Genomic DNA, 22,808 nt, shown 5'->3' on the forward strand with positions numbered 1-22,808 from the left:
GAAATCGGGGTTGCCTTCCAACCCGCCAAATCATAAAAGCGATGGTGGATCACTGCAATCCTGGAACCGTCCTTCTCCGCAGCTTCCTGCTACAGCTCAGATGAACGACGGCTCCTTTCGCTTCAGACGAAAAAGGTATCAGGTGATCGCGACGAATTTCGCAGGTGCGAGCCCGTGGCGGGGGAAGCGCCTGCGTGAGGAAAACGGCCGGGATTGTCCCGCGCCGGCTCTGTATGAGCAAACAAGCTGGTCCGGTTTTCCCGGGCTTTGGTTCAAAAAGGTTCTGCTGGTTACGATGGCTTCAAGCGCAATCATGGAAAGGTCCGCAGCAAACCGCGCCATTATGGCTGCGGGCGGCACCGCCATGGCGCTCAGGCAGCGGCCGGCGGACATTCAATTGCCCGGCACCCATGTTCATCCACACTCACAGCGGCGGGCGTTGCCCCGCAAGCTGCGGCTGACGGCTGCCGGGGGGAAACGAAATAATGCCCAACAAGATGCTGATAGACGCCTCCCACCCGGAGGAAACACGTGTTGTCGTCGTTCGCGGTAACCGTATTGAAGAATTCGACTTTGAATCCCAGGACAAGAAGCAACTCAAAGGAAATATCTACCTCGCCCGCGTAACGCGCGTCGAACCTTCGCTTCAGGCAGCCTTTGTCGAATATGGCGGCAACCGTCACGGTTTCCTCGCCTTCAGTGAAATTCATCCCGACTACTACCAGATTCCGGTCGCCGACCGTCAGGCGCTGCTGCGCGCAGAAGCGCAGGAGGCTGAAGACGAGGACGATGAGGATGGCGAAGGCGACGACCGCCAGAGCCGCGATCGCGGCCGGCGTGGACGCAGGCGCGGCGGCAAGAGCCGCGACCGGGGCGAGCACAAGCGTGATGCAGGTGCGGCCGATTCTGACGATTCTGTCGAGTCCAATGACAGCGGTTCCAATGAGGGCGGCGAACACGGCGAGGATGCGGTCGCGGATGACGCCGATGCCGTTTCGGAAAATGTCGACACGCCGTCCGATACTTCGGAACATGGCGAGTATGTAGCCGGTCATACTGAGGCGAGTCATAATGAGACGAGCCATAACGAGACTGGGCCTTCCGCAGGCGGTCCAAATTCCCTCGCCGCCAGCATCGAAGCGGATGTGATTTCCGAAGCCGTGCCGCAGGCGGAGACGGCCGGCGAAGCCACGTCCACCGACAATGATCGCGGCATGCTGGAAGAGGTGCAGTCCTCGCATCCGGAGGACCATGAGGTCGAATCGGTCGGCGCCGAGGATGCGCTGGAAGAAGCGCGCAACCGCCGCAAGCCGGTGCGCCGCCAGTACAAGATCCAGGAAGTGATCAAGCGCCGCCAGATCCTCCTGGTGCAGGTCGTGAAAGAAGAGCGCGGCAACAAGGGCGCAGCGCTCACCACCTACCTGTCGCTTGCCGGCCGCTATTCGGTGCTGATGCCGAACACGGCGCGCGGCGGCGGCATCTCGCGCAAGATCACCAACGCACAGGACCGCAAGCGGCTGAAGGAGGTCGTCGCCGATCTCGAAGTGCCGCAGGGCATGGGCGTCATCCTGCGCACAGCCGGCGAAAGCCGTACCAAAGCCGAGATCAAGCGCGACTACGAATATCTGATGCGGCTTTGGGAAAACGTCCGCAATCTGACGCTGCAGTCCACGGCCCCTGCCCTGGTCTACGAAGAAGGCAGCCTGATCAAGCGCTCGGTGCGCGACCTCTACAACAAGGACATCGACGAGATCCTGGTCTCCGGCGAAGAGGGCTATCGCGAGGCCAAGGACTTCATGCGCATGCTGATGCCGAGCCACGCCAAGGTCGTACAGCCGTTCCGCGACACGACGCCGATCTTCGTGCGCAATGGCATCGAGGCGCAGCTCGACCGCATGCTGCAGCCGCAGGTGACGCTGAAGAGCGGCGGCTACATCATCATCAACCAGACCGAGGCGCTGGTCGCCATCGACGTCAATTCGGGCCGCTCCACCAAGGAGCACTCGATCGAGGACACAGCGCTTCACACCAATCTGGAAGCGGCCGAGGAAGTCGCACGGCAGCTGAGGCTGCGCGATCTCGCCGGCCTGATCGTCATCGACTTCATCGACATGGAGGAGAACCGCAACAACCGCTCCGTCGAGAAGCGGCTGAAGGATCACCTCAAGAACGATCGCGCCCGCATCCAGGTCGGCCGCATCTCGCATTTCGGTCTGATGGAGATGTCGCGCCAGCGCATCCGTGCCAGCGTGCTGGAATCGACGATGAAGCCTTGCCCGCATTGCGGCGGTACCGGCCATGTGCGGTCCGATTCGTCTGTCGCGCTGATGGTTGTGCGGGCGATCGAGGAATTCCTCCTCAAGGATTCGCGCAGCCACATCACGGTGCGGACGCCGGCGGCGACCGCGCTCTATGTGCTCAACCACAAGCGCGGCACGCTGGTGGAACTCGAAAGCCGCTTCGGCCTGACCATCACCGTCGAAGCCGACGACACGGTCGGCGCCCAGCACTATGCGATCTTCCGCGGCGCGCTGGCTGAAAAGCCTGAAGGCTTCGTCGAGGTGCGCACATTGCCCGCCTATGTCGAGCCGGAAGAGCCCGCCGACGAAACCGTCATTGAGGAGGAGGAAGACGAGGCCGTTGCACCGGCGGAGCAACCGCGCCAAGCTCAGCAGCCGCAGCAGCCAAGGCCAAGCGAGGATGGCGAAGGCCGCGACCGCAAGCGCCGCAAGCGCCGCAGACGGCGCGGCGGCAAGGATCGCGACCGCGAGCATGGCGCCCCCGTGGAAGGCGCGTCCCTCTCGGCCACAGCCGATGGCCTCTCCGAAGCCTCAAGCTATGAAGGCGCTGAAGCAGACCACGAGCACCAGGTCGGCGTCACCGAGGCGGTGGAAGCGGCGGATGACAGTCAAGAGCCTGATGAACGTCGGGGGCCGGATGAAGGTCAGGGCAAGAAGCGCCGGCGCGGCAAGCGCGGCGGCAAGCGCAATCGCCGTGAAGACGGCGAAGGCGAGGTCGATGCAGGCACTGCAGAATCGGCTGACGGCCCCGAAGGCGAAGTCTTGGAGGGCGTAACCGTCTCCAGCGAGCCGGTAGCAGCAATGCCGGTCGAAGAGCCTGTGGACCTTGCTCCGGCCAATGACGACATGCCGAGCGCCGAAAAGCCGAAGAAGCCGCGCCGCGCCGCCAAGCCGAAGAAGGCTGCGGCGGACGTCGTCGTCGAGACGCCGGTAGCCGAGCCGGAAACCTCTGCCGAGGCTCCCGCACCTGTTCCGGAGGAAACAGCCGTGGCCACCGTCGACGAAAAACCGACGGTCCGCCCATCGCGACGCAAGCCTGTACCGGTAGATGCGCCGGTTGAGCCGATCGTGTCTTCGACCGTTGCCGAAGAGGAAAAGACCGAGGAAAAGCCGAAGCGTGCCGGCTGGTGGCAGCGGAAAGGCTTCTTCTAAGCTTTTCGGTGGTTTAGCCTGATCTTTTGACCAAAGAATCCCGCGCTGTCTTGTCGACAGCGCGGGATTTTTCTTATCTGAAGCGCCACAAGCTTTATGGCGCGAAGACCGACCAGTTCATCATCTTCGCCAGCCTTTCCAGTGCAATCGACCCCAGCCTGGAATTGCCGTTGGCGTTGAGGCCGGGCGACCATACGGCGAGCGAGGCCACGCCCGGCACGATCGCCAGAATGCCGCCGCCGACGCCGCTCTTGCCGGGGATGCCGACGCGAAAGGCGAAATCGCCGGAGCCGTCATAATGACCGCAGGTCAGCATCATCGCGCCGATGCGGCGGGCGCGCTCGGCTGACACCACGGAATGGCCGGTCGCCGGGTTCTTGCCGCCGTTGGCGAGGAAGCGACCGGCCAACGCCAGTTGCCGGCAGCTCATCGCGATGGCGCAATGGTGGAAATAGACGCCCAGCGCCAGATCCGGCGCGTGGTTGAGATTGCCGAAGGATTTCATATAGTTGGCAAGCGCCAAATTCCGAAAACCGGTAGCGCGTTCCGAAGCCGCGACCTCGCGGTCGATGATGATGGTCTCGTCGTCGGCCAGGAACTGGATGAAGCGCAGGATCTCGCCGATCGCCTCGCGCGGCTGATGGCCGGCGAGCAGAATGTCGGAAATGACGATGGCGCCGGCATTGATGAACGGATTGCGCGGAATGCCATTCTCATGCTCGAGCTGGACGATCGAGTTGAACGGGTTGCCCGAAGGCTCGCGCCCGACACGCTGCCACAGCGCGTCGCCGACATTGCCGAGCGCCAATGTCAGCGTGAACACCTTCGAAATGCTCTGGATCGAAAACGGCTCATCGGCGTCGCCCGCCATCAGCACGCGACCGTCCTTGGTCACGGCGGCAATGCCGAACTTATTCGGATCGACTTTGCCGAGTTGCGGAATATAGGTCGCGACTTCGCCGCGATCCGTGCGCTCCGCCATTTCGGCGGCAATTTCAGTCAAAGCCTGTTCGAGTTCCGGCATGGCGCTACTTCAGCCAGCGTTCGAGGCGCATCATCGCCTCGACCATCTCATCGTGGCTGCCGGCGTAGGAAAAGCGCATGGTTCGATGGCCTTGGAGCGGATCGAAATCGCGGCCGGGCGTCGCCGCCACATGCGCCTCGGCCAGCATCTTGCGCGCAAAGGCCATGCTGTCGTTGGTGTGCCTGGTGACATCGCAGAAGGCGTAGAACGCCCCGTCCATCGGTGCCGCCAGCGCAAAGCCGAGTTCGGGCAGGCGTTTCATCAAAAGCTCGCGATTCCACGCATAGCGCGCCTTCACCGCCTCCAATTCCCCGGTCGCCTTGAATGCCTCGATCGCGGCGATCTGGGACAGTTCCGGCGGTGAGATATAAAGACTCTGGGCGACCCGCTCGACCGGCCGCACCAATGGTTGCGGCAGCACCATCCAGCCGATCCGCCAACCGGTCATGCAGTAATATTTCGAGAAGGAATTGATCACCGTCACGTCCTGGCCGTAGGCAAGCGCCGTCATGTCCGGCGCAGCGTAAGCCAGCCGGTGATAGATCTCGTCGGAGATCACGGCGATGCCGAGCTCTTGCGCCGTCGTCACCAGCGCCGACAGCTCGTCGGCGGGGATAACCGCGCCGGTCGGATTGGCCGGACTGGCGAACAACACGCCCTTCAGCTTCTTTTCGCGATGCGCGGCCTTCAGATGTTCGGCGTGGAGATAGGCATCACCGTTGAGCTCGATCTCGACGATCTCGATACCGAGCGCGGCCATGATGTTGCGATAGGCCGGATAGCCAGGCGCGGCGATGGCGACACGATCGCCTGGATCGAACATTGCCAGAAAGGCCAGGTTGAAGGCGGCCGACGATCCGGTGGTGACGGCGATCCGGCCGGGTGAAACGGCAAGCCCGTAGTGGTCAGCATAGTGCTGCGCGATCGCCTCGCGCAGGCCCGCAAGACCCAATGCATCGGTGTAGCCGATGCGCCCCATCTTCAATGCGTTCGTCGCCGCTTGCCTGACCCCGGTCGGCGCTGGGTCGGACGGCTGGCCAACGGCCATGGAAACAACCGGCACGCCCTTTGCCTTCAGCCGATTCGCTTCCGCCAGAATGTCCATGGCGTGGAACGGCTCAACGTCGCCGCGACGCGAAAGCGATACAACCATTTGACCTCATTCCTTGCCGGCTGCGGGCGCCGAGCTCTGGCGTCCGCGCCGCACAAATGCCCGATTGATGTGAGGATCACAAGTTCGGTAAAGTTTCAGTGCCGACTTTTCATCCTCCGCCCGCTCGTCTACCAGTGGACCTGCCATGTTGAGCCGACCCAAATCGACGATAGCCAGGGCAGCACGCGCCTTCGCGACGCTTTCGCTTGCCGCGACGGTCGCTGTGACCAGCACCGTCAGCGCCTTCGCGCAAAACGTGCCGGTGGTGCGCGATGCCGAGATCGAAGCACTGGTGCGCGATTATGCGCGGCCGATCTTCCGGGCCGCGGGCCTGCCGGAAGACGGCGTCGACATCGTGCTGGTCAACGACCAGAGTTTCAACGCTTTCGTTGCCGGATCCCGCATGTTCATCAACACCGGTGCCCTGATGTCGGCGGAGACGCCCAACGAGATCATCGGCGTCATCGCCCATGAAGCCGGCCACATTGCCGGCGGGCACCAGCAAAAATTGCGCAACCAGCTCGAACGCGCCAAGACGATGGCCATCATCGCGACGCTGCTTGGCGCAGGTGCTATCGTCGCCGGCGCCACCACCAAAAGCCGTGGCCTCGCCGGCGCCGGCATGGGGGTTGCAGCTGGCGGCGGCGAGATGGCGCAGCGCAGCATCCTCGCCTATCAGCGCACCGAAGAGATGACCGCCGACCGCTCGGCGATAACCTATCTCAACGCGACCGGCCAGTCCGGCCTGGGCATGCTGAAGACTTTCGGCCGCTTTCAGAGCGCGCTCTCGCTGTCAGGGGCGCAGGTCGACCCCTACCGGATCAGCCATCCGCTGCCGCGGGAGCGCATTGCCAATCTCGAAGTGCTGGTCAAACAGAGCCCTTATGTCGAGAAGGTCGATCCGCCGGCACTGCAGCAGCGGCACGACATGATGCGCATCAAGATCGCCGCCTATATGGGGGGCAAGGCCGCCGCATCGCGGCTGATGCGCAAGAACCCGGACAGCCTCGCCTCGCAATATGGCGACGCGCAGACGAGCTATCTTTTCGGCGATCTGGCCGGGGCGCTCGCCAAGACCAACGCGCTGATCAAGGCACAGCCGAAAAACCCCTATTTTCAGGAATTGCGCGGCGACATCCTGATGAAGGCGAACAGACCGAAGGCTGCCGCCGAAGCCTATGCCAAGGCGGTCAGCCTCGATCCGGCACGATCGGGGTTGCTGTCGGTCTCCTACGGCCAGGCGCTGATGGCCATTGGCACGCCCGATTCCCTGGAGAAAGCGGTGGTGCAGATCAACAAGGGCCTCGGGCGCGACCGGGAAAACGCCGTCGGTTACCGCCATCTGGCGCAGGCCTATGGCGAACTCGGCAACATCCCGGCCGCGGATCTTGCAACCGCCGAAGGCCATTTCTATTCCGGCGCCTACAAGGATGCCAAGATCTTCGCAATGCGCGCGCAGATGAAAATGAAGCGCGGCGAGCCGGGCTGGATCCGTGCGCAGGACATCATAAACTACGCACCATCAGGCAAGAAAAAATGAACCTTCCGGCCGTGCGCGGCGACATGTAGTGGACCAATCGGGTCGTGCCGGAAACCAGGCAAGAGGATTAGGGATGATGAACAAGGCAATTCTGCTGGGCACCACGGGAGTGGCGGTCGCTCTCGCCATGCTGGGTTTCGGGTTCGTGACCGGAAGTGCGCAGACGGCAAAGGCCGATGCCGTGCAGATCGCCCAGGCGGCGCCCGCCGACACCAAGATCGACCGGGCCGAAGTCGAAGGCATCATCCGCGACTATCTCCTGAAGAACCCGGAAGTGCTGCTGGAGGCTCAGGAAGCGCTCGAGGCCAAGCAGAAGGAGGCGCAGCGCGTCGCCAGTCTCGCCATCATCAAAAATGCCAAGGACCAGATCTTCAACTCGGCCTTCGACGGCGTCGTCGGCAATCCGAACGGCAAGGTCACCATCGTCGAGTTCTACGATTACAATTGCGGCTACTGCAAACGCGCCATGGAGGACATGCAGACGCTGACGACAGCCGATTCGGACCTGCGCTTCGTGCTCAAGGAGTTCCCGATCCTCGGCCCGGATTCGCAGAAGGCGAGCGTCGTCTCGATGGCCTTCCACCTGATGATGCCGGAGAAATACGGCGAGTTCCACAACGCGCTGCTCGGCGCCAAGGGACGCGCCACCGAAGCGGCGGCCATCAAGGTAGCGCTTTCGCTCGGCGCCGACGAAGCGACGCTGCGCGAGAAGATGAAGGACCCGTCGATCGCCGAGGCCCTCTCCGAGACCTATGACCTTGCCAACAAGCTGGCCATCACCGGAACGCCTTCCTATGTGGTCGGCAACGAGGTGGTGTTCGGGGCGCTCGGCCAGGAAGTGCTGGCGGAGAAGATCGAGGCGGCCAAGGCCGCACTCTGATCGCCCGCTGGCTTTCGGCGCAAGCCATTTTCCGCCTGTTGTGGACAGCGAAAGAACCCACTTGCGCTCTTTTCGCAGGCGTCTAAGCCCATTATAGAGGACCGGCGCGCCGACTGATGCCGGCGCTGATGTGGTGGATTTGAAGTTCCTGCTGCCTTGGTGGCATCAGCGTTCAGGAACTTCAAATCCACCACATCAGAAATGTATAAATTGCCAGTGTGGCTTTGAATCCGAAATTCGTTCAAAGCGCTGCTCCAAGGTATTGCGAATTTCGGATTCAAAATCACACTGGGAAAGGTCGGCATTTTGAAAACGGTTTTCGTCCTGAACGGTCCCAACCTTAACGCGCTCGGCAAGCGCGAGCCAGGCATCTATGGCGGCAAGACGCTTGCCGCGATCGCCGACGATTGCAAGCTGGCAGGTGCGGCACTTGGGCTCGAGATCGATTTCCGTCAGTCGAATCATGAGGGCGACCTCGTCGACTGGATACAGGAAGCCGCCGACAAGGCTGTCGGCATCGTCATAAATCCGGGCGCCTACAGCCACACCTCGATCGCCATTCACGACGCCATCCGCTCCGTCGCGCCATTACCCGTCGCCGAAGTTCATCTTTCCAACATCCATGCGCGGGAATCATTCCGCCACGTCTCCATGGTCTCGCCGGTCGCCGTCGGCATGATCTGCGGGTTCGGGCCGCTCGGCTACACACTGGCGCTGCAGGCGCTGGCCGCACGCCTATGACCGGCCAACAAACAGAAGGCTCGAAAATGTCGATAAAGAAGAATGGTGTTGACCAGCAGCTTATCCGCGATCTGGCGGGCATACTGAACGACACCAACCTCACCGAGATCGAGGTCGAGCTGGGCGACTTGAAGGTGCGTGTCTCGCGACAGGCGCCGGCCGTCCATGCGGTCGCCGCACCGCAGCCCGCCTATGCGCCGCCGGCAGCGCAGCCGGCTGCCGCAGCCGCGCCGGCAGCGGCCGACGTGTCCAAGAATGCGGTGGCCTCCCCCATGGTCGGCACCGCCTACCTGGCGCCGTCGCCCGACGCCAAGGCGTTCATCGAGGTCGGCCAGCAGGTCAAGGAAGGCCAGACGCTGCTGATCATCGAGGCGATGAAAACGATGAACCAGATCCCCTCGCCTCGTGCCGGCACGGTGACGGCGATCCTGTTCGAGGATGCGCAGCCGGTCGAATATGGCATGCCGCTCGTCGTGATCGAGTAGAGCCGGGAACAGCCGAAAAATGTTCCAGAAAATCCTCATCGCCAATCGCGGCGAAATCGCTCTGAGAGTGCTGCGCGCCTGCAAGGAGCTTGGCATCCAGACGGTGGTGGTGCATTCGACCGCCGACGCCGACGCCATGCATGTGCGGCTCGCCGACGAGAGCGTCTGCATCGGCCCGCCGCCGTCGCGCGACAGCTATCTCAACATCCACCAGATCGTCGCGGCCTGCGAGATCACCGGCGCCGACGCGGTGCATCCGGGCTACGGATTCCTGTCGGAGAATGCCAAATTCGCCGATATCCTCGCCGCGCACAACATCACCTTTATCGGTCCGTCCGGCGATCACATCCGCATCATGGGCGACAAGATCGAGGCCAAGCGCACTGCAAAGCGTCTTGGCATTCCGGTGGTGCCCGGCTCCGACGGTGCGGTCACCCAGGAAAAGGACGCCAAACGCATCGCCGCCGAGATCGGCTATCCCGTGATCATCAAGGCGTCGGCCGGCGGCGGCGGACGCGGCATGAAGGTGGCGCGCAGCGAAGCCGATCTTGTGGTCGCGCTGCAGACGGCGCGCTCGGAAGCCGGGGCCGCTTTTGGCGACGACGCCGTCTATATCGAGAAGTATCTCGAAAAGCCGCGCCACATCGAGGTCCAGGTGTTCGGCGACGGTGCCGGCCGCGGCGTGCATTTCGGCGAACGCGACTGTTCGCTGCAGCGCCGTCACCAGAAGGTCTGGGAAGAGGCGCCCTCGCCGGCGCTCAATGCCGAGGAGCGCGCGCATATCGGCGGGGTCTGTGCGAGGGCGATCGCCGATCTCGGCTACTCCGGTGCCGGCACCATCGAGTTCCTCTATGAGAACGGCGAGTTCTATTTCATCGAGATGAACACGCGCCTGCAGGTCGAGCATCCGGTGACGGAGGCGATCACCGGTATCGACCTCGTGCATGAGCAGATCCGCGTCGCCTCGGGCGGCGGGCTTTCGGTGCGCCAGGAAGAGATCCGCTTTCAGGGCCATGCCATCGAATGCCGCATCAATGCCGAGGATCCGCGCACCTTCACGCCCTCGCCCGGCACGATCACCCACTTCCACACGCCGGGCGGCCTCGGCATCCGAGTCGATTCCGGCGTCTATTCCGGCTACAAAATCCCGCCCTACTACGACAGCCTGATCGGCAAGCTGATCGTGCACGGCCGCAACCGTGTCGAATGCATGATGCGGCTGCGGCGGGCGCTCGACGAATTCGTCGTCGACGGCATCAAGACGACGCTGCCGCTGTTTCGCGATCTCGTCGGCAATGCCGATATCGCCAATGGCGAGTATGACATCCACTGGCTGGAAAAATATCTGGCCAAAGAGGATTAGGTCGTGAACTAATAGAATATAATGTGGCGATGACCCGTCCCTACGCGCCAGGCTATCGCATCCCGACCGACCTGTTGCTCAAGGCCTACGCCTCGGGCGTCTTTCCGATGGCCGAAAGCGCCACCGATCCCGAAGTGTTTTGGGTGCGGCCGGAGACGCGCGGCATCATCCCGCTCGATGGTTTTCACACGCCCAAAAGCCTAAGGAAGGCGATCCGGAAAAACCTGTTCGACATCCGTTTCGATTTCGACTTCGAGGCGACCATCGATGGCTGCGCCGAGCGGCGCGAAGAACGCCGGTCGACCTGGATCAACGCGCCGATCCGCGAGGCTTATGTCGAACTTCACCGAATGGGCCATTGCCATTCGGTCGAAGCCTGGCGCGAGGGTCGGCTGGTCGGCGGCCTCTACGGCGTGTCGCTCGGCCGGGTATTCTTCGGCGAGAGCATGTTCGCCCGGGAAACGGACGCGTCGAAGATCTGCCTGGTGCATCTGGTTGAACGCCTGAAGGAAAGGCGCTTTGCGCTGCTCGACACGCAGTTCACCACCGAGCACCTCAAACGTTTCGGCGCGATCGACGTGCCGAGGGGCAAGTATGAAAAGATGCTGGCTGACGCGCTGAAGGGCGAAGCGGTCTTCTTTCCCTGACCATCCGTCCAATCAGTCTTTCGTCGCAACTTCCAGCGGCGTCTGCGCGTGGAACATCATCTTCCAGCCATTGACGCGATGGACATAGCCGGTGCTGACCAGCGCCGCATAAGGCTCGCCATTCTCGCGAGTGGCATGGGCCTCATAGGTCAGCACAACGATGTCGCTGCCCGGCTCGATGATGCCCTTGAGATCGATATCGAGATCGCGCCAGCGGTTCGGATCCGTCGCGGTTTCGGCCAGATCGGCGTTACTCATCGTTTGCGCCATCTGTGGGAAAGCCACCAGGCATTCGGTGTCGGCATTGGCTTTGAAATAGGCAGCGTCGCCGGTCCAGAACCCTCTTTCGAGATCGAGGAGTTCGTCCTTGTTGGCCATCATGGGAACATCTCCGTACCGCCAGCCATGACCAACGCACGGAGAATAAGGCGGTTCCGGAAGCTCAGTATGTGATCCCGAACAGGAGATCCCGCGTGCCTGGCGCTCTAATTGGATTTAGCAGCGTCGGGTGCCGGCACCTCCGACTTCTGCTTGCAGCCCTTCAGCCAGACATCATAGACCGCGTGCTCGACGGCGTTGAGGCCGGGGCTTTCGGCAAACATCCAGCCGGTGAAGATGCGACGGATCTTGCGATCCAGCGTGATCTCGTCGACCTCGACAAAGGAATCGGTCTTCGGCTCTTCGGTTTGCGGCCGCGAATAGCAGATGCGCGGCGTCACCTGCAAGGCACCGAACTGCACCGTCTCGTCGATATAAACATCGAAGGTGATGATGCGGCCGGTGATTTTGTCGATGCCGGCGAATTCGGCGACGGGATTGGTGATGCGTTCTGGTGCCGCAGGTGCCGCCGGCGCCACTGTCGCTTCCGGTTCCACCGGCGCCTCCGGCGCCGCCGGGTCCACTGGCGCCTCAAGCGTCTGTGCGGCGACCATGCTAAAAGCCGCAAAAGCGGCGGCGGCCACCGTCAGTCCGCCCATCGAGATTCGGCTGAAAATGCTCATGCAAGGGTCCGGTGGTTGGCGCCCGGGGTGATTCTGTCGCGCCCAAGGCTAGTCGCTGCTGTCAGATCGGCAAGCAGCTAAACGCCAATTGTGGCGATAAAGGACCGATCCGCCGCGACGAGCGGTTACGAACCCGGCGTCCAGGCGTCGTAATCGCCTGTCACCTGCGGGCGGTGCTGGTTGGTGAGCACAGAGCCCTTGGGGCGATAGGCGGCGGCACTTCCGGTGAGGTTCGGCTGATGCGGCTTCTGCCAGTCGCGTGGCTTGTAATTGTCGCTCGGCGGCGCGATATCGACGCGGTGATGCATCCAGCCATGCCAGCCGGGCGGGATCATCGAGGCTTCCGAATAGTCGCGATAGATGACCCAGCGGCGGGTGCGGCCTTCCGAATCGACACCACCCTCGTAGTAGACGTTGCCAGCCTCGTCCTGCCCGACTTTCTTGCCATGCCGCCAGGTGTGGAAGCGCGTGCCCAGCGTCTGGCTGTTCCACCAGGTGAAAAACTGCAGAAGGAAAGTCTTCATCCAAATCCTCGTGGCAAGCCCTCGCGGCGGCAGCGGCGGCGCCTGTTTCCTGCTTATGGCGTCAGGCCATCGCTAAGGCAAGGGTTTTGCCGCAAGCGCGGCGCAAATGGCTGTCAGAAAACCGATGCAAACCCGGCGGCCCTTTCGCGGCGGTCGAAGCATGCCTTGCCAAGGCTGCCCCGTCTTTCTAAAGCTCTGCGCGTCCCATGCAGGTATCCAGTCTGATTTGACGGTTGAGGGAGGTAAAGATGGCCCCGGATTCATCCGACCCTGAGCTGCGGATCAGTGCCAGCTCCATTCGCCTGCGCAAGGGCGGCGTACCGGTCGTCTGCCTCACCGCCTACACCTATCCCGTCGCTCGCCTGCTCGACGATCATGTCGACCTGCTTCTGGTCGGCGACAGCGTCGCCATGGTTCTCCATGGCCACAAGACCACGCTGGGCGCTTCGCTGGAGATGATGATCGCCCATGGACAAGCGGTGATGCGGGGTTCGGCCAGGGCCTGCGTGGTGGTCGACATGCCGGCCGGAAGCTATGAGGCAACGCCGCGCCAAGCCGTCGCCTCGGCTCGGCGGATCGTCAACGAAACCGGTTGTCAGGCCGTCAAGCTGGAGGGCGGCGTTACCGTTGCCCGGCAGATCGCGGCGATCGTCGCTGCCGGCATTTCGGTCATGGGACATATCGGCTTGCAGCCGCAATCGGTGGAAAGCGACGGCGGCTACAGGATCAAGGGCCGTACCGAGGAGAATGTGGCGGCGCTTTATCGCGACGCCGGCGCGGTCGAGAAGGCCGGCGCGTTTTCGGTAGTCATCGAAGGCACCGTCGAGACCGTCGCCGCCGACCTCACCCGGCACATTTCCATTCCAACCATCGGCATCGGCGCCAGCAGAGACTGCGACGGCCAGATCCTGGTCATCGACGATATGGTCGGCCTGACCGTCGACCGCGTGCCGAAATTCGTCAAGGAATATGCCGACCTGCGCAGCGTTATATCGCAGGCGGCAGCCAGCTATGCAGCGGAGGTGCGAAGCCGGACATTCCCCGGCCCGAACCACGTCTTTTCGGCCGCAGCAGAACAAGGGCAAAGAACGAGTTGGGACAAAGAATGAGCCGAGACAAAGCATGAGCCGGCCTCTCATCGTCGACAGCGTCGCCGCCCTTCGCGCGCAAATCCGCGACTGGCGTCGCGATGGCCTCAGCCTTGCCATGGTGCCGACCATGGGGGCACTGCATGACGGCCATGTCTCGCTGATCGGGATCGCACTCGAAAAGGCCGATCGCTGCGTTGTCTCGATCTTCGTCAACCCGACGCAGTTCGCGCCGAGCGAAGACCTCGACAAATATCCGCGCCAACTCGCCCGCGACCTCGACCGGCTGGCCGAGACCGGCGCGCAACTCACTTTCACCCCTGGTGTGGCGGAGATGTATCCGGCTGGCTTCGCCACAAGGATCTCGGTCGGCGGGCCAGCCGCCGGGCTGGAATCGGATTTCCGTCCGACCTTCTTCGACGGCGTCGCGACGGTCGTGGCAAAGCTCTTCCTGCAGGCGTCGCCCGACTGTGCGGTCTTCGGTGAAAAGGACTACCAGCAGCTTTGCGTCGTCAGGCAGCTCTGCCGCGACCTCGATCTGCCGGTGGAAATCATCGGCGCGCCAACGGTACGCGACGCACATGGCCTCGCCATGTCCTCACGCAATGCGTATCTGAGCAAAGCCGAGCTGGAGGTGGCGCGCCAGCTCAACGCCATATTGCGCCGGACGGCGGCGGCACTAGCGGCAGGCGCGGATGAAGGCAGCGCGACAGCCGAGGCCAGCCGCGCGCTCGTCAAGGCTGGCTTCGACAAAATCGATTATGTCGCGGCGCGCGAGAGCCTGACGCTCGCCCCATGGCGGAGAAACCGTGACGGACGCCTGCTCGCAGCCGCCTGGCTGGGCAAGACTCGGCTGATCGACAATGTGGAAGTTCCCTCCGCCTAAAGCGCGTCGCGTTTGGATGGATTCATGCGACGCGCTTTAAGTTCTTGTTTTTATGCCGCTTCGCACTTTTTGCGCGACGTGCATTCGGCCAATCAGGCGACCTTGAGATCCTTCATCGCCTTCTCGTAGACATCTTTGATCGGCTTGGATACGTCTTCGGCGGCTTTCGTCGCGGCCGCCTGAAACTCCTTGCCCTGCTCGACGGTCTTTTCCACCTGCTTGCGCAGGAAGGTAGTCTGCAGTTCGATGAACTCGGAGGGCGATTTCACGGCAACCAGGGCTTCGAGGTGAGAAAAGCTGGCCTCAACATTTGCGCGCAGCGCGGCGATCGTCTTCAGCGACAGATCATTGCCAGCGGTCTTGGCTGTTTCGAAGGATGACTCAAGAGCCTTTTGGGTCGCCTCGGCGCCGGTCGCCAATTTCGATAAGGCTTCTTTCGACTGCTCGACGCCCTTTTCGGCGACAGCGCGGAACTGATCGGTTGCCGCGGTCGGGACTTCTGCATTCTCGATGATTTCAGCAGTTTTATCAGCGGTCTTGGTCATAGTTTCCATCCTTTGAGGTGGGCGACCTTGTAGAAAAGCCGTCTCGTTCATCTAGCAGCCTGACGTTACGGCATCTGCAGTGCATTGCAATATTTTTGTGCGTCGCACCATGCCTTTTTTGCCTCAGCGTTAGCCACTGCTGAGTTCTTACCGGGCGTGTTTTGCGGACGACAGCTGAGAAAGTATTCAGGCAAGAATTGCAAAACAGTGGCCCGCTTCAAGCGCGCCTGTCCGATACTCGGTTCGCCCCGCGAATTACGGTGACAGTGCACCTTTTCCCCGCCTGCCGCGGCGTTTTCGGTTTGCTCGGCAATTCGATCCAGAAGTGCTTCGCTGCCCACCGGCCAGCACAGCCGAGCAAACAGGGCAAAGGTGCACTGTCACCCTAATTCCAATCTGCATATTTTTTAGCCCTTTGTGGACGACATCTTCAGAATCCAAGCTACCCGGCCGGCTCGGCTACAATTCGGCCAAAATCATGGTGCGGTCCTGCGCGCTCCAGGAGCGCAGCATCGACGCTCGGCTGGAATGAGAACATTTCCTGGCGCGGATCCCAATCTTGATAACGGCACATGTCGAGCGGCTGCTCCCCTATCTGTTCCTGCTTGCATTGACCTGCATCGCGGTCGCCTTCCGGCCGCTCCTGCCTGTCGATGAAACGCGATACCTCAGCGTCACCTGGGAGATGTATCTGAGCGGACAGATCTTCGTTCCGACGATGAATTTCGCGCCCTATCTGCAAAAGCCGCCGCTGCTGTTCTGGCTCATCGACCTGGCCTGGGACATTTTCGGCGCAAGCCGGGTTGCCGCGATGCTCGTCATCTTCGTCGCGTCGTCGCTCGTCATCTGGCTGACCACGCGTCTGACAAAAACCCTCTTTCCCAGCCGCGACGACATCGCAAGCCGTATCCCTTGGCTCGTCGCCGGAAGCACCATCTTCGTGATTTATTCGACGCTGATCCTGTTCGACATGCTGCTGACGGTCTTCGTGCTCGCCGCGCTTTTGTCGTTGCTTGCCTTTGCCAAAAACGGCAACCATTGGCACGCCGTGCTGGCGGGATTGTTCATCGGACTGGGTGTTTTGACGAAAGGTCCGGTGGTGCTCATCCATGTCGGCGCCCCTATCCTGCTCTATCCGTTCTGGCGCGATCGGCAGGCCGGGCTGGCGACGCCGAAATTTTTTGCCGGGGCGGGTCTGGCAATTCTCGCCGCATTGATCCCGGTGGCGATCTGGCTGGTGCCGGCGACCATCCAGACGAAAGGCAACTTCGTCTACGACCTTGTCTGGAACCAGTCGGCAGGGCGTGTCACCGGCAACCTGCACAACTCCCATGGCCGGCCGTTCTATTTCTATGTCGTGCTGTTGCCGATCATGCTCATACCGTGGATCTTCATACCCGAAGTGTGGCGGCTGAAGCTGGGCGCCCGGATAAGTGGCCTGATCGACACGAAATCGCCGGACCTGCGCGCACTGCGCCTGCTGTCGTTCTCGTTCGTCGCGGTTTTACTGGTTTTCAGCGCGATATCCGGCAAGCAACCTCACTATCTGGTGCCGATGCTGCCATTTGCGACCATCCTGTTCGGGTATTTTATGGCGGAGATTCCCCCCGCGAGGCTCAGAAACTCGGCCCTCGTCCTGCTCGCAATTTTCGGCATCGGCCATGCCGCAGCATCAGCGACCGCTTTCAGACCCGAAGATCTCATGCCGCTGGCCAACTTCATCGCCGAGCGAAAGAACGCCGACTGGGCCGTCGCCTTCGACTACCAGGACGAGGTCGGCTTCCTGGCCCGGCTGCAGAAGCCGTTCGAAAGCACTGACAATCCCGAGGAATGGCTTCGCTCGCATCCTGGCGGCTATGTCATCGACAAATCCAAGGACACTGGGACGTCGGAGCAGATCGCTTTCCGCCTTCACGTCGAACGAGGCTATCTTGTCGTCCTCAAGGGACAACATTGAGGGCGCCGCAACCGACCGCGCAGCCCGTAAAACGCAACTGACTGCGACATATCCGGGCAGACAAATCTATCCGATCGCCTTCTCGCTGGCAGCCCTGAACCGCCGCCACAGTCGGCGGTGTTGCCGGCGGGCAAAAACCCTTTCGAGCGGTAGAAGGCGACCGCCGGAGCGTTTGCCTCTTCCACTTCGACACGCAGCGTCCGCGCCTCCGGAAAGCTGGCCTCGACCTCTCCAGCAGCGCCTGGCGATCCCTTGCCTCTGGCAGGTCGGATGCACGTATAGCTGGTTCAGCATGACGATCTTCGCATCCGTGGTGGCGGCGGCGAAAGCCATGCCGCCGATGCGCCTGCCGTCGTCTGCGACCAGGAATTCGGAGTTCGGCCGTGTCAGCCGCGCTCTACAGGGCCGCGCGTCCTTTCGGACGCGCAAAGGACGCTGTAGCACTTTTAATTTTGCGCATGATCCTTTCCGAAATCGATTCCGATTTCATGCCCTGAGCGAGGCGATCGAAAGCCATTCGTCAGGGATCTCGGTGACTTTGGCAGCACCATGGATGGCGTCATAGGTGGCATGCCAGGTTTCGACCAGCAGCGCCCGGATGGCAACCAGATCGCGTCCGCTGGCGGTGCGAACGAACATCATTCTACTCAATCCCGAGCTTGGCCTTGACGAGGTCGTTGACCGCTTGCGGGTTGGCCTTGCCACCCGTCGCCTTCATCACCTGGCCGACGAACCAGCCGGCCATGGTCGGCTTGGCGCGCGCCTGCTCGACCTTGTCCGGATTGGCTGATATCACCTCGTCGACCGCCTTTTCGATGGCGCCGCTGTCGGTGACCTGCTTCATGCCGCGACTTTCGACCAACTGGCGCGGATCGCCGCCTTCGTTCCAGACGATCTCGAACAGATCCTTGGCGATCTTGCCGGAGATGGTGCCCTCCTTGATCAGGTCGATTACCGCGCCGAGCTGATCGGGCGAAACCGGGGCATTTTCAATACCCTTGCCGGCTCTGTTCAACGCGCCCAGCAGATCGTTGATGACCCAATTGGCGGCGAGCTTGCCGTCGCGACCAGCGGCCACCTTCTCGAAATAGTCGGCGACCGCCTTTTCCGATACCAGGATCGAGGCGTCGTAGGTCGACAGGCCAAGCGAGGAGATCAGCCGCGCCTTCTTGGCGTCGGGCAGTTCAGGCAGATCCTTTGCCAACGCATCGACATAGGCCTGGTCGAATTCCAGCGGCAGAAGATCGGGATCCGGGAAATAGCGGTAGTCGTGCGCTTCTTCCTTGGAACGCATCGAGCGCGTCTCGCCCTTGTTGGGGTCGAACAGCCGCGTTTCCTGGTCGATCTTGCCGCCGTCCTCTAGGATGGCGATCTGGCGGCGCGCCTCGTAGTCGATGGCTTGGCCGATGAAGCGGATAGAGTTGACGTTCTTGATCTCGCAGCGCGTGCCGAATTCGCCGCCGGGCCTGCGCACCGAGACGTTGACGTCGGCGCGCAACGAGCCTTCGTCCATGTTGCCGTCGCAAGTGCCGAGATAGCGCACGATGGTGCGCAGCTTGGTGACATAGGCCTTGGCCTCGTCGGCGGAGCGCATGTCGGGCTTGGAGACGATCTCCATCAACGCCACGCCGGAGCGGTTGAGGTCGACATAGGACATCGTCGCATGCTGATCGTGCATCGACTTGCCGGCATCCTGCTCCAGATGCAGGCGCTCGATGCCGACCTCGATGTCCTCGAATTCGCCCTGCCGGTCCGGGCCGACCGAGACGATCACCTTGCCCTCGCCGACGATCGGCTGCTTGAACTGCGAGATCTGATAGCCCTGCGGCAAATCGGGATAAAAATAGTTCTTCCGGTCGAAGACCGATTTGTGGTTGATCTCGGCCTTCAGCCCGAGGCCGGTGCGGATAGCCTGCTTGACGCATTCCTCATTGATGACCGGAAGCATGCCCGGCATCGCCGCATCGACAAGGCTGACATTGGCGTTTGGCGGCGCACCGAAAGCCGTCGAGGCGCCGGAGAACAGCTTTGCTTGCGAGGTCACCTGCGCGTGCACCTCGAGGCCGATGATGATTTCCCAGTCGCCGGTGGCACCTGATATCAGGCGCTTGGCGTCAGGTGTGCGGGTATCGATGAGGGTCATAGTGGCCTGCGAGTTATCGGTGACGGAATTCATTCTCAACGTGAATTCCGTCACGTCGGACGTGAAAGTCACTCGCTAGTGCAAACCACAAAAAGAGACAAGCGCAAAGCCAAAGCTGGCGCTTCACATCGAATCCAGCCGGTCGGCTGAAGTAATAAGGCGTCACGCCGTCGCGATGTAGGCCCTGATCTCCGCGGCCTCGCGCTCGACATCCTCGATGCGCCGCTTGACCACATCACCTATGGACACGATGCCGTCGAGCAGGCCGTCCTTTTCCACCGGCAGATGGCGGAAACGGCCACTGGTCATGATCTCCATGACCTCGTTGACGGTGTGGTTCTCATTGCAGATCTTCACCTTGGGCGTCATTGCCGAACGCACCGCGATATCCAGTGCGGCGGCTCCTTCCCTGGCGAGGACCCGCACGACGTCGCGCTCGGAAAGAATACCGACGATCTTATGATCGCCATTGGTGATGACCAGCGCACCGATCCTGTGTTCGGCCAGGATTCGAATGGCCTCGCTCAGCTTTTCGTTCGGCCCGAGCGTCAACACGTCATGGCCTTTCTGCTCGAGAATTGCCTTAACAGTCATGGCGTCCTCCTCAGTTTTACTTGCCGGTTCCTGCCCTGACCGGCTTTCCTTCTGCGCATGACCCCGAAAATCGGCCCTGATTTTTCGGAAGGATCATGCGCAAATCAAAGTTCTACAGCGTCCTTTGCGCGTCCAAGAGGACGCGCGGCGCTGTAGTGAACATCGTGCGCCGCGATCGATTGCATTTCAAGTGCGGCGATGCTTAAGCCGTGAACTCATCCGGCTGCTGCCGTCGATCGAAAGCGCGCAGGCCGAAGAAGCCGGCGACGAAACCGCCAATATGCGCCTCCCAGGCGATCTGGCTGTCGATGCCGGGCGCGAAGGCAACGAGGCCGGTGGCGAGATTGATCACCATCCAGATGGCGAGAAAAGTCACAACGCCGCGCGAGCGGAACACCGCCGCCATCGGCAGCGGCGCGCCGGCGAAGGCGGCTTTGCCGGACGAGCGGTCCGTGCGGAAGCCAAAGCGGGCGGCGGCCCCCATCATGCCGGAAATCGCCCCCGATGCGCCCACCAGCGGCGCCTGGCCGAGCGGATGCACGGCCCAGAACAGCACCACCGCCGCCAGCCCCGTCGCCGCGAAGAACAGGCTGAAACGAAGCGCGCCGAAGCGGTTCGCCAGCGGTGAGCCGAAAGCCGCCAGCCACACCATGTTGACGGCAAGATGAGCAAAGCCGCCATGCAGGAAGGCATAAGTGAAGGGGCTCGAAAACGCGTAGAAATCGAGGTCGAAGCGACCGGAATAGCGGATCGGAATGAAGGCGGTCCGGATCAGCAGGGAGAAATCCTGGTCCTCGGTGAGCCAGTAGAGCCGGATCAGATGAACGACGACGCAGATGCCGATCACCGCCAGCACAACCGGCGGCATGTTGAATACCGGCTCGCGAAGACGCTCCGGCCCGCGGCCGACAGGTCCGCCCTCGCCCTGTTCGATTTCCGATGGGCTTGCTGGTTCGCTCATATGGCTCGCACTCAGTCGCTGGATTCGACTTCGCGAGCATGTAGGTCACGGCCACCCGATTCACAAAGGGGCGAATCGCCCCATGCAAATCAAAAGCGGGGCGAATCAAAATTGGCGCGAATCAAAAAGAAGCCGTCCAAGGTTGCCCTTGAACGGCCGGTCGAGCCCCCATGCTCCCCCAAACTCTTGACTGAACTGCTGCCGATCGCTGCGAAACGACCGCTTCTGGAGTGGTTTTAGCGTGCCACGGGCGTGGGCGGGGCGCAACGTAAACCACTTGTTAACCTTAACGACCCCGACCCGTGAACAAGTGTTAACGATGCTGGCACGCATCCTGCTCCGCAACGCATGTAGGTCCTCGGAGGGCGCCCTTCTGTTCACCGATGGGACATCAGACGACAGATTGCGCGGAGCAGCATAACATGAACCAGAACGGATCGATCAGGCTGTTCCATTATTGGAACCGGCTGCGTGACGGGCGCCCTGCCCCGAAGCGTTCGGAAGTCGAGCCAGCCGACATCAAGTCGCTGCTGGCCGACACATTCATCCTGGAAAAGGATACGCGCGGCGAAGCGGTATTCCGGCTCGCCGGCACCAGGCTTTGCGCGGTCTATGGCCGTGAACTCAAGGGGTTTTCCTTCCCCTCTCTATGGGGGGAGAAGGACCAGCGGCTTATCTCGAAACTGATCCACGGCGTCTTCGATCAGAAATCCGTATTGCTCATCACCTATGAAGGTTTCAGCCGCACCGACCGTTCCAGCAAGTTCGAGCTGCTCGCCCTCCCGCTCGACGGCGGCGTCGAAAATCCGCGCTGCCTCGGCGTGATAAGCGCTGCTGAAAAGCCCTTCTGGCTGGGCGCGGACCCGATCGCCGACGCCCTGATCGATTCGATCCGCATCGTCGATCCGGAGAAGGAACCGATATTCGCCAAGAACCGGCCGGCCATCGACGTTCCCTCGCTTGTCCCGTCGGAACTCGATCCGCCCCAGACGATTTCGGCGCTCGGCCAGGCGCGCCGCATCCGCCATCTGGTCGTGTTCGACGGCGGGCGCGGGTAATAATCTAAAACCCTAAAGTAGCGGTGTCAGGCTTTCCCCTTTGTTAACCCGCTTCGCTGTAGCTTTCTGACGAAGTTCCTCGCATCAACGCGCGGAATGCCAGACGGGGTGTAGGCAGTCATGAGGTCAGCGGCGGTCGACACCGCGCCGTCCCGAGCTGAAAGGCGTAACTTTCAGCGCGTTCGCGTGAAAATCTACGGACGCTTCATGCTGGAGGATCGCACCGAACATCCGTGCCAGGTGGTCGATATGTCGCCGGGCAATGTAGCGCTTCGCACCGAGCGCATCGGCATGCCGGGCGAGAAAGTCATCGCCTATATCGATCACATTGGTCGCATCGAAGGCGTCGTCACCCGCATCCTGCAGGATGGTTTCGCGATGACGGTCATCGCCTCGGAACGCAAGAAGGACAAGCTTGCCGCGCAGTTGACCTGGCTCGCCAACAAGCACGAGCTTGATCTGCCGGAAGATCGTCGTCACGAACGCGTGGCGCCGCGCAATCCGACCACCGTGCTTCAGCTCAGTGATGGGCGCCAGTACCAGTGCCGCATCATCGACCTGTCCCTTTCGGGCGCCGCGGTCGAGATCGACGTCAAGCCGGCAATCGGCATCCAGGTCATGCTCGGCACGATGCGCGGCCAGGTGGTGCGCCATTTCGAGGACGGCGTCGCCATCGAGTTCGCGGTCATCCAGCGGCCCGAAACACTCGATTCCGAATTCAACGCATCCGGCACCTGACAACCAACACGGTTTCCGCAATCGAACC

21 protein-coding genes and 1 pseudogene are annotated in these 22,808 nt (G+C 61.9%); 12 read left to right on the forward strand and 10 right to left on the reverse strand.

Features of this window, described 5'->3' with window-relative positions; genetic code table 11:
* Positions 1-485: 485 nt before the first annotated feature.
* Positions 486-3,452: an Rne/Rng family ribonuclease gene (locus tag ACWTU8_RS10605; protein WP_455848037.1), complete on the forward strand. Its 2,967-nt coding sequence runs from the start codon at positions 486-488 to the stop codon at positions 3,450-3,452.
* Positions 3,453-3,546: 94 nt separating this feature from the next.
* Here ACWTU8_RS10605 and ACWTU8_RS10610 read toward each other — a convergent pair whose 3' ends face one another.
* Entirely contained in the window at positions 3,547-4,476 is a 930-nt protein-coding gene (locus tag ACWTU8_RS10610) for a glutaminase (RefSeq protein ID WP_455848038.1), read from the reverse strand.
* Between the two features lie 4 nt (positions 4,477-4,480).
* Entirely contained in the window at positions 4,481-5,629 is a 1,149-nt protein-coding gene (locus tag ACWTU8_RS10615; protein ID WP_455848039.1) for a pyridoxal phosphate-dependent aminotransferase, read from the reverse strand.
* 145 nt (positions 5,630-5,774) lie between these two features.
* On the opposite strand from ACWTU8_RS10615, the gene ACWTU8_RS10620 reads away from it, so the two are divergent.
* The 6 genes from ACWTU8_RS10620 to aat all read left to right on the forward strand — a co-directional run bounded on the left by ACWTU8_RS10620 (position 5,775) and on the right by aat (position 11,285).
* Positions 5,775-7,169: a M48 family metalloprotease gene (locus ACWTU8_RS10620; RefSeq protein WP_065008209.1), complete on the forward strand. Its 1,395-nt coding sequence runs from the start codon at positions 5,775-5,777 to the stop codon at positions 7,167-7,169.
* A 76-nt stretch (positions 7,170-7,245) separates the two neighbouring features.
* The gene (locus ACWTU8_RS10625) at positions 7,246-8,049 is read left to right on the forward strand and encodes a DsbA family protein (protein WP_455848431.1); all 804 of its coding nucleotides are present in this window, start codon (positions 7,246-7,248) and stop codon (positions 8,047-8,049) included.
* A 306-nt stretch (positions 8,050-8,355) separates the two neighbouring features.
* The gene (gene aroQ / locus ACWTU8_RS10630) at positions 8,356-8,790 is read left to right on the forward strand and encodes a type II 3-dehydroquinate dehydratase (RefSeq protein WP_029353818.1); all 435 of its coding nucleotides are present in this window, start codon (positions 8,356-8,358) and stop codon (positions 8,788-8,790) included.
* Between the two features lie 26 nt (positions 8,791-8,816).
* The gene (accB, locus tag ACWTU8_RS10635; protein WP_029353815.1) at positions 8,817-9,275 is read left to right on the forward strand and encodes an acetyl-CoA carboxylase biotin carboxyl carrier protein; all 459 of its coding nucleotides are present in this window, start codon (positions 8,817-8,819) and stop codon (positions 9,273-9,275) included.
* Positions 9,276-9,294: 19 nt separating this feature from the next.
* A complete protein-coding gene (accC, locus tag ACWTU8_RS10640) occupies positions 9,295-10,638 on the forward strand; it encodes an acetyl-CoA carboxylase biotin carboxylase subunit (RefSeq protein WP_455848040.1) in 1,344 nt (447 codons plus the stop codon).
* Between the two features lie 29 nt (positions 10,639-10,667).
* Positions 10,668-11,285: a leucyl/phenylalanyl-tRNA--protein transferase gene (aat, locus tag ACWTU8_RS10645; RefSeq protein WP_127211723.1), complete on the forward strand. Its 618-nt coding sequence runs from the start codon at positions 10,668-10,670 to the stop codon at positions 11,283-11,285.
* Positions 11,286-11,297: 12 nt separating this feature from the next.
* Here aat and ACWTU8_RS10650 read toward each other — a convergent pair whose 3' ends face one another.
* The 3 genes from ACWTU8_RS10650 to ACWTU8_RS10660 all read right to left on the reverse strand — a co-directional run bounded on the left by ACWTU8_RS10650 (position 11,298) and on the right by ACWTU8_RS10660 (position 12,810).
* Complete coding sequence (locus ACWTU8_RS10650) at positions 11,298-11,666, reverse strand: hypothetical protein (protein WP_095521583.1); 369 nt, start codon at positions 11,664-11,666, stop codon at positions 11,298-11,300.
* Positions 11,667-11,770: 104 nt separating this feature from the next.
* Complete coding sequence (locus ACWTU8_RS10655) at positions 11,771-12,286, reverse strand: DUF2155 domain-containing protein (protein WP_029353810.1); 516 nt, start codon at positions 12,284-12,286, stop codon at positions 11,771-11,773.
* A gap of 125 nt (positions 12,287-12,411) precedes the next feature.
* Positions 12,412-12,810, reverse strand: a complete 399-nt coding sequence (locus ACWTU8_RS10660; RefSeq protein WP_127319583.1) for an NADH:ubiquinone oxidoreductase subunit NDUFA12 — start codon at positions 12,808-12,810, stop codon at positions 12,412-12,414.
* 248 nt (positions 12,811-13,058) lie between these two features.
* Between ACWTU8_RS10660 and panB the strand changes: the two genes are divergently transcribed.
* Both panB and panC read left to right on the forward strand, forming a co-directional pair.
* Positions 13,059-13,919 carry a 3-methyl-2-oxobutanoate hydroxymethyltransferase gene (panB, locus tag ACWTU8_RS10665; RefSeq protein ID WP_455848041.1) on the forward strand — a complete coding sequence of 287 codons (861 nt, stop codon included), beginning with the start codon at positions 13,059-13,061 and terminating at the stop codon, positions 13,917-13,919.
* A gap of 13 nt (positions 13,920-13,932) precedes the next feature.
* Positions 13,933-14,784, forward strand: a complete 852-nt coding sequence (gene panC / locus ACWTU8_RS10670; RefSeq protein ID WP_455848042.1) for a pantoate--beta-alanine ligase — start codon at positions 13,933-13,935, stop codon at positions 14,782-14,784.
* 92 nt (positions 14,785-14,876) lie between these two features.
* On the opposite strand, the gene ACWTU8_RS10675 is transcribed toward panC, so the two are convergent.
* Positions 14,877-15,329 (reverse strand): phasin, encoded by a 453-nt coding sequence (locus ACWTU8_RS10675; RefSeq protein ID WP_455848432.1) that lies wholly within the window; start codon positions 15,327-15,329, stop codon positions 14,877-14,879.
* A gap of 559 nt (positions 15,330-15,888) precedes the next feature.
* Between ACWTU8_RS10675 and ACWTU8_RS10680 the strand changes: the two genes are divergently transcribed.
* A complete protein-coding gene (locus tag ACWTU8_RS10680; RefSeq protein ID WP_455848043.1) occupies positions 15,889-17,286 on the forward strand; it encodes an ArnT family glycosyltransferase in 1,398 nt (465 codons plus the stop codon).
* 83 nt (positions 17,287-17,369) lie between these two features.
* On the opposite strand, the pseudogene ACWTU8_RS10685 reads toward ACWTU8_RS10680, so the two are convergent.
* The 4 genes and pseudogenes from ACWTU8_RS10685 to ACWTU8_RS10700 all read right to left on the reverse strand — a co-directional run.
* Positions 17,370-17,928 (reverse strand): annotated as a pseudogene (locus ACWTU8_RS10685) (GNAT family N-acetyltransferase); the annotation flags it as partial.
* Position 17,929: 1 nt separating this feature from the next.
* Positions 17,930-19,429 (reverse strand): Asp-tRNA(Asn)/Glu-tRNA(Gln) amidotransferase subunit GatB, encoded by a 1,500-nt coding sequence (gatB, locus tag ACWTU8_RS10690; protein WP_455848044.1) that lies wholly within the window; start codon positions 19,427-19,429, stop codon positions 17,930-17,932.
* Between the two features lie 162 nt (positions 19,430-19,591).
* Positions 19,592-20,023 carry a CBS domain-containing protein gene (locus ACWTU8_RS10695; RefSeq protein ID WP_023798170.1) on the reverse strand — a complete coding sequence of 144 codons (432 nt, stop codon included), beginning with the start codon at positions 20,021-20,023 and terminating at the stop codon, positions 19,592-19,594.
* Between the two features lie 202 nt (positions 20,024-20,225).
* Entirely contained in the window at positions 20,226-20,984 is a 759-nt protein-coding gene (locus tag ACWTU8_RS10700) for a rhomboid family intramembrane serine protease (protein WP_455848045.1), read from the reverse strand.
* 422 nt (positions 20,985-21,406) lie between these two features.
* On the opposite strand from ACWTU8_RS10700, the gene ACWTU8_RS10705 reads away from it, so the two are divergent.
* Both ACWTU8_RS10705 and ACWTU8_RS10710 read left to right on the forward strand, forming a co-directional pair.
* A complete protein-coding gene (locus ACWTU8_RS10705; protein ID WP_455848046.1) occupies positions 21,407-22,042 on the forward strand; it encodes a PAS domain-containing protein in 636 nt (211 codons plus the stop codon).
* 120 nt (positions 22,043-22,162) lie between these two features.
* A complete protein-coding gene (locus ACWTU8_RS10710; protein ID WP_455838268.1) occupies positions 22,163-22,780 on the forward strand; it encodes a PilZ domain-containing protein in 618 nt (205 codons plus the stop codon).
* Positions 22,781-22,808 lie beyond the last annotated feature (28 nt).

It is taken from the genome of Mesorhizobium sp. BHbdii (assembly GCF_053848045.1).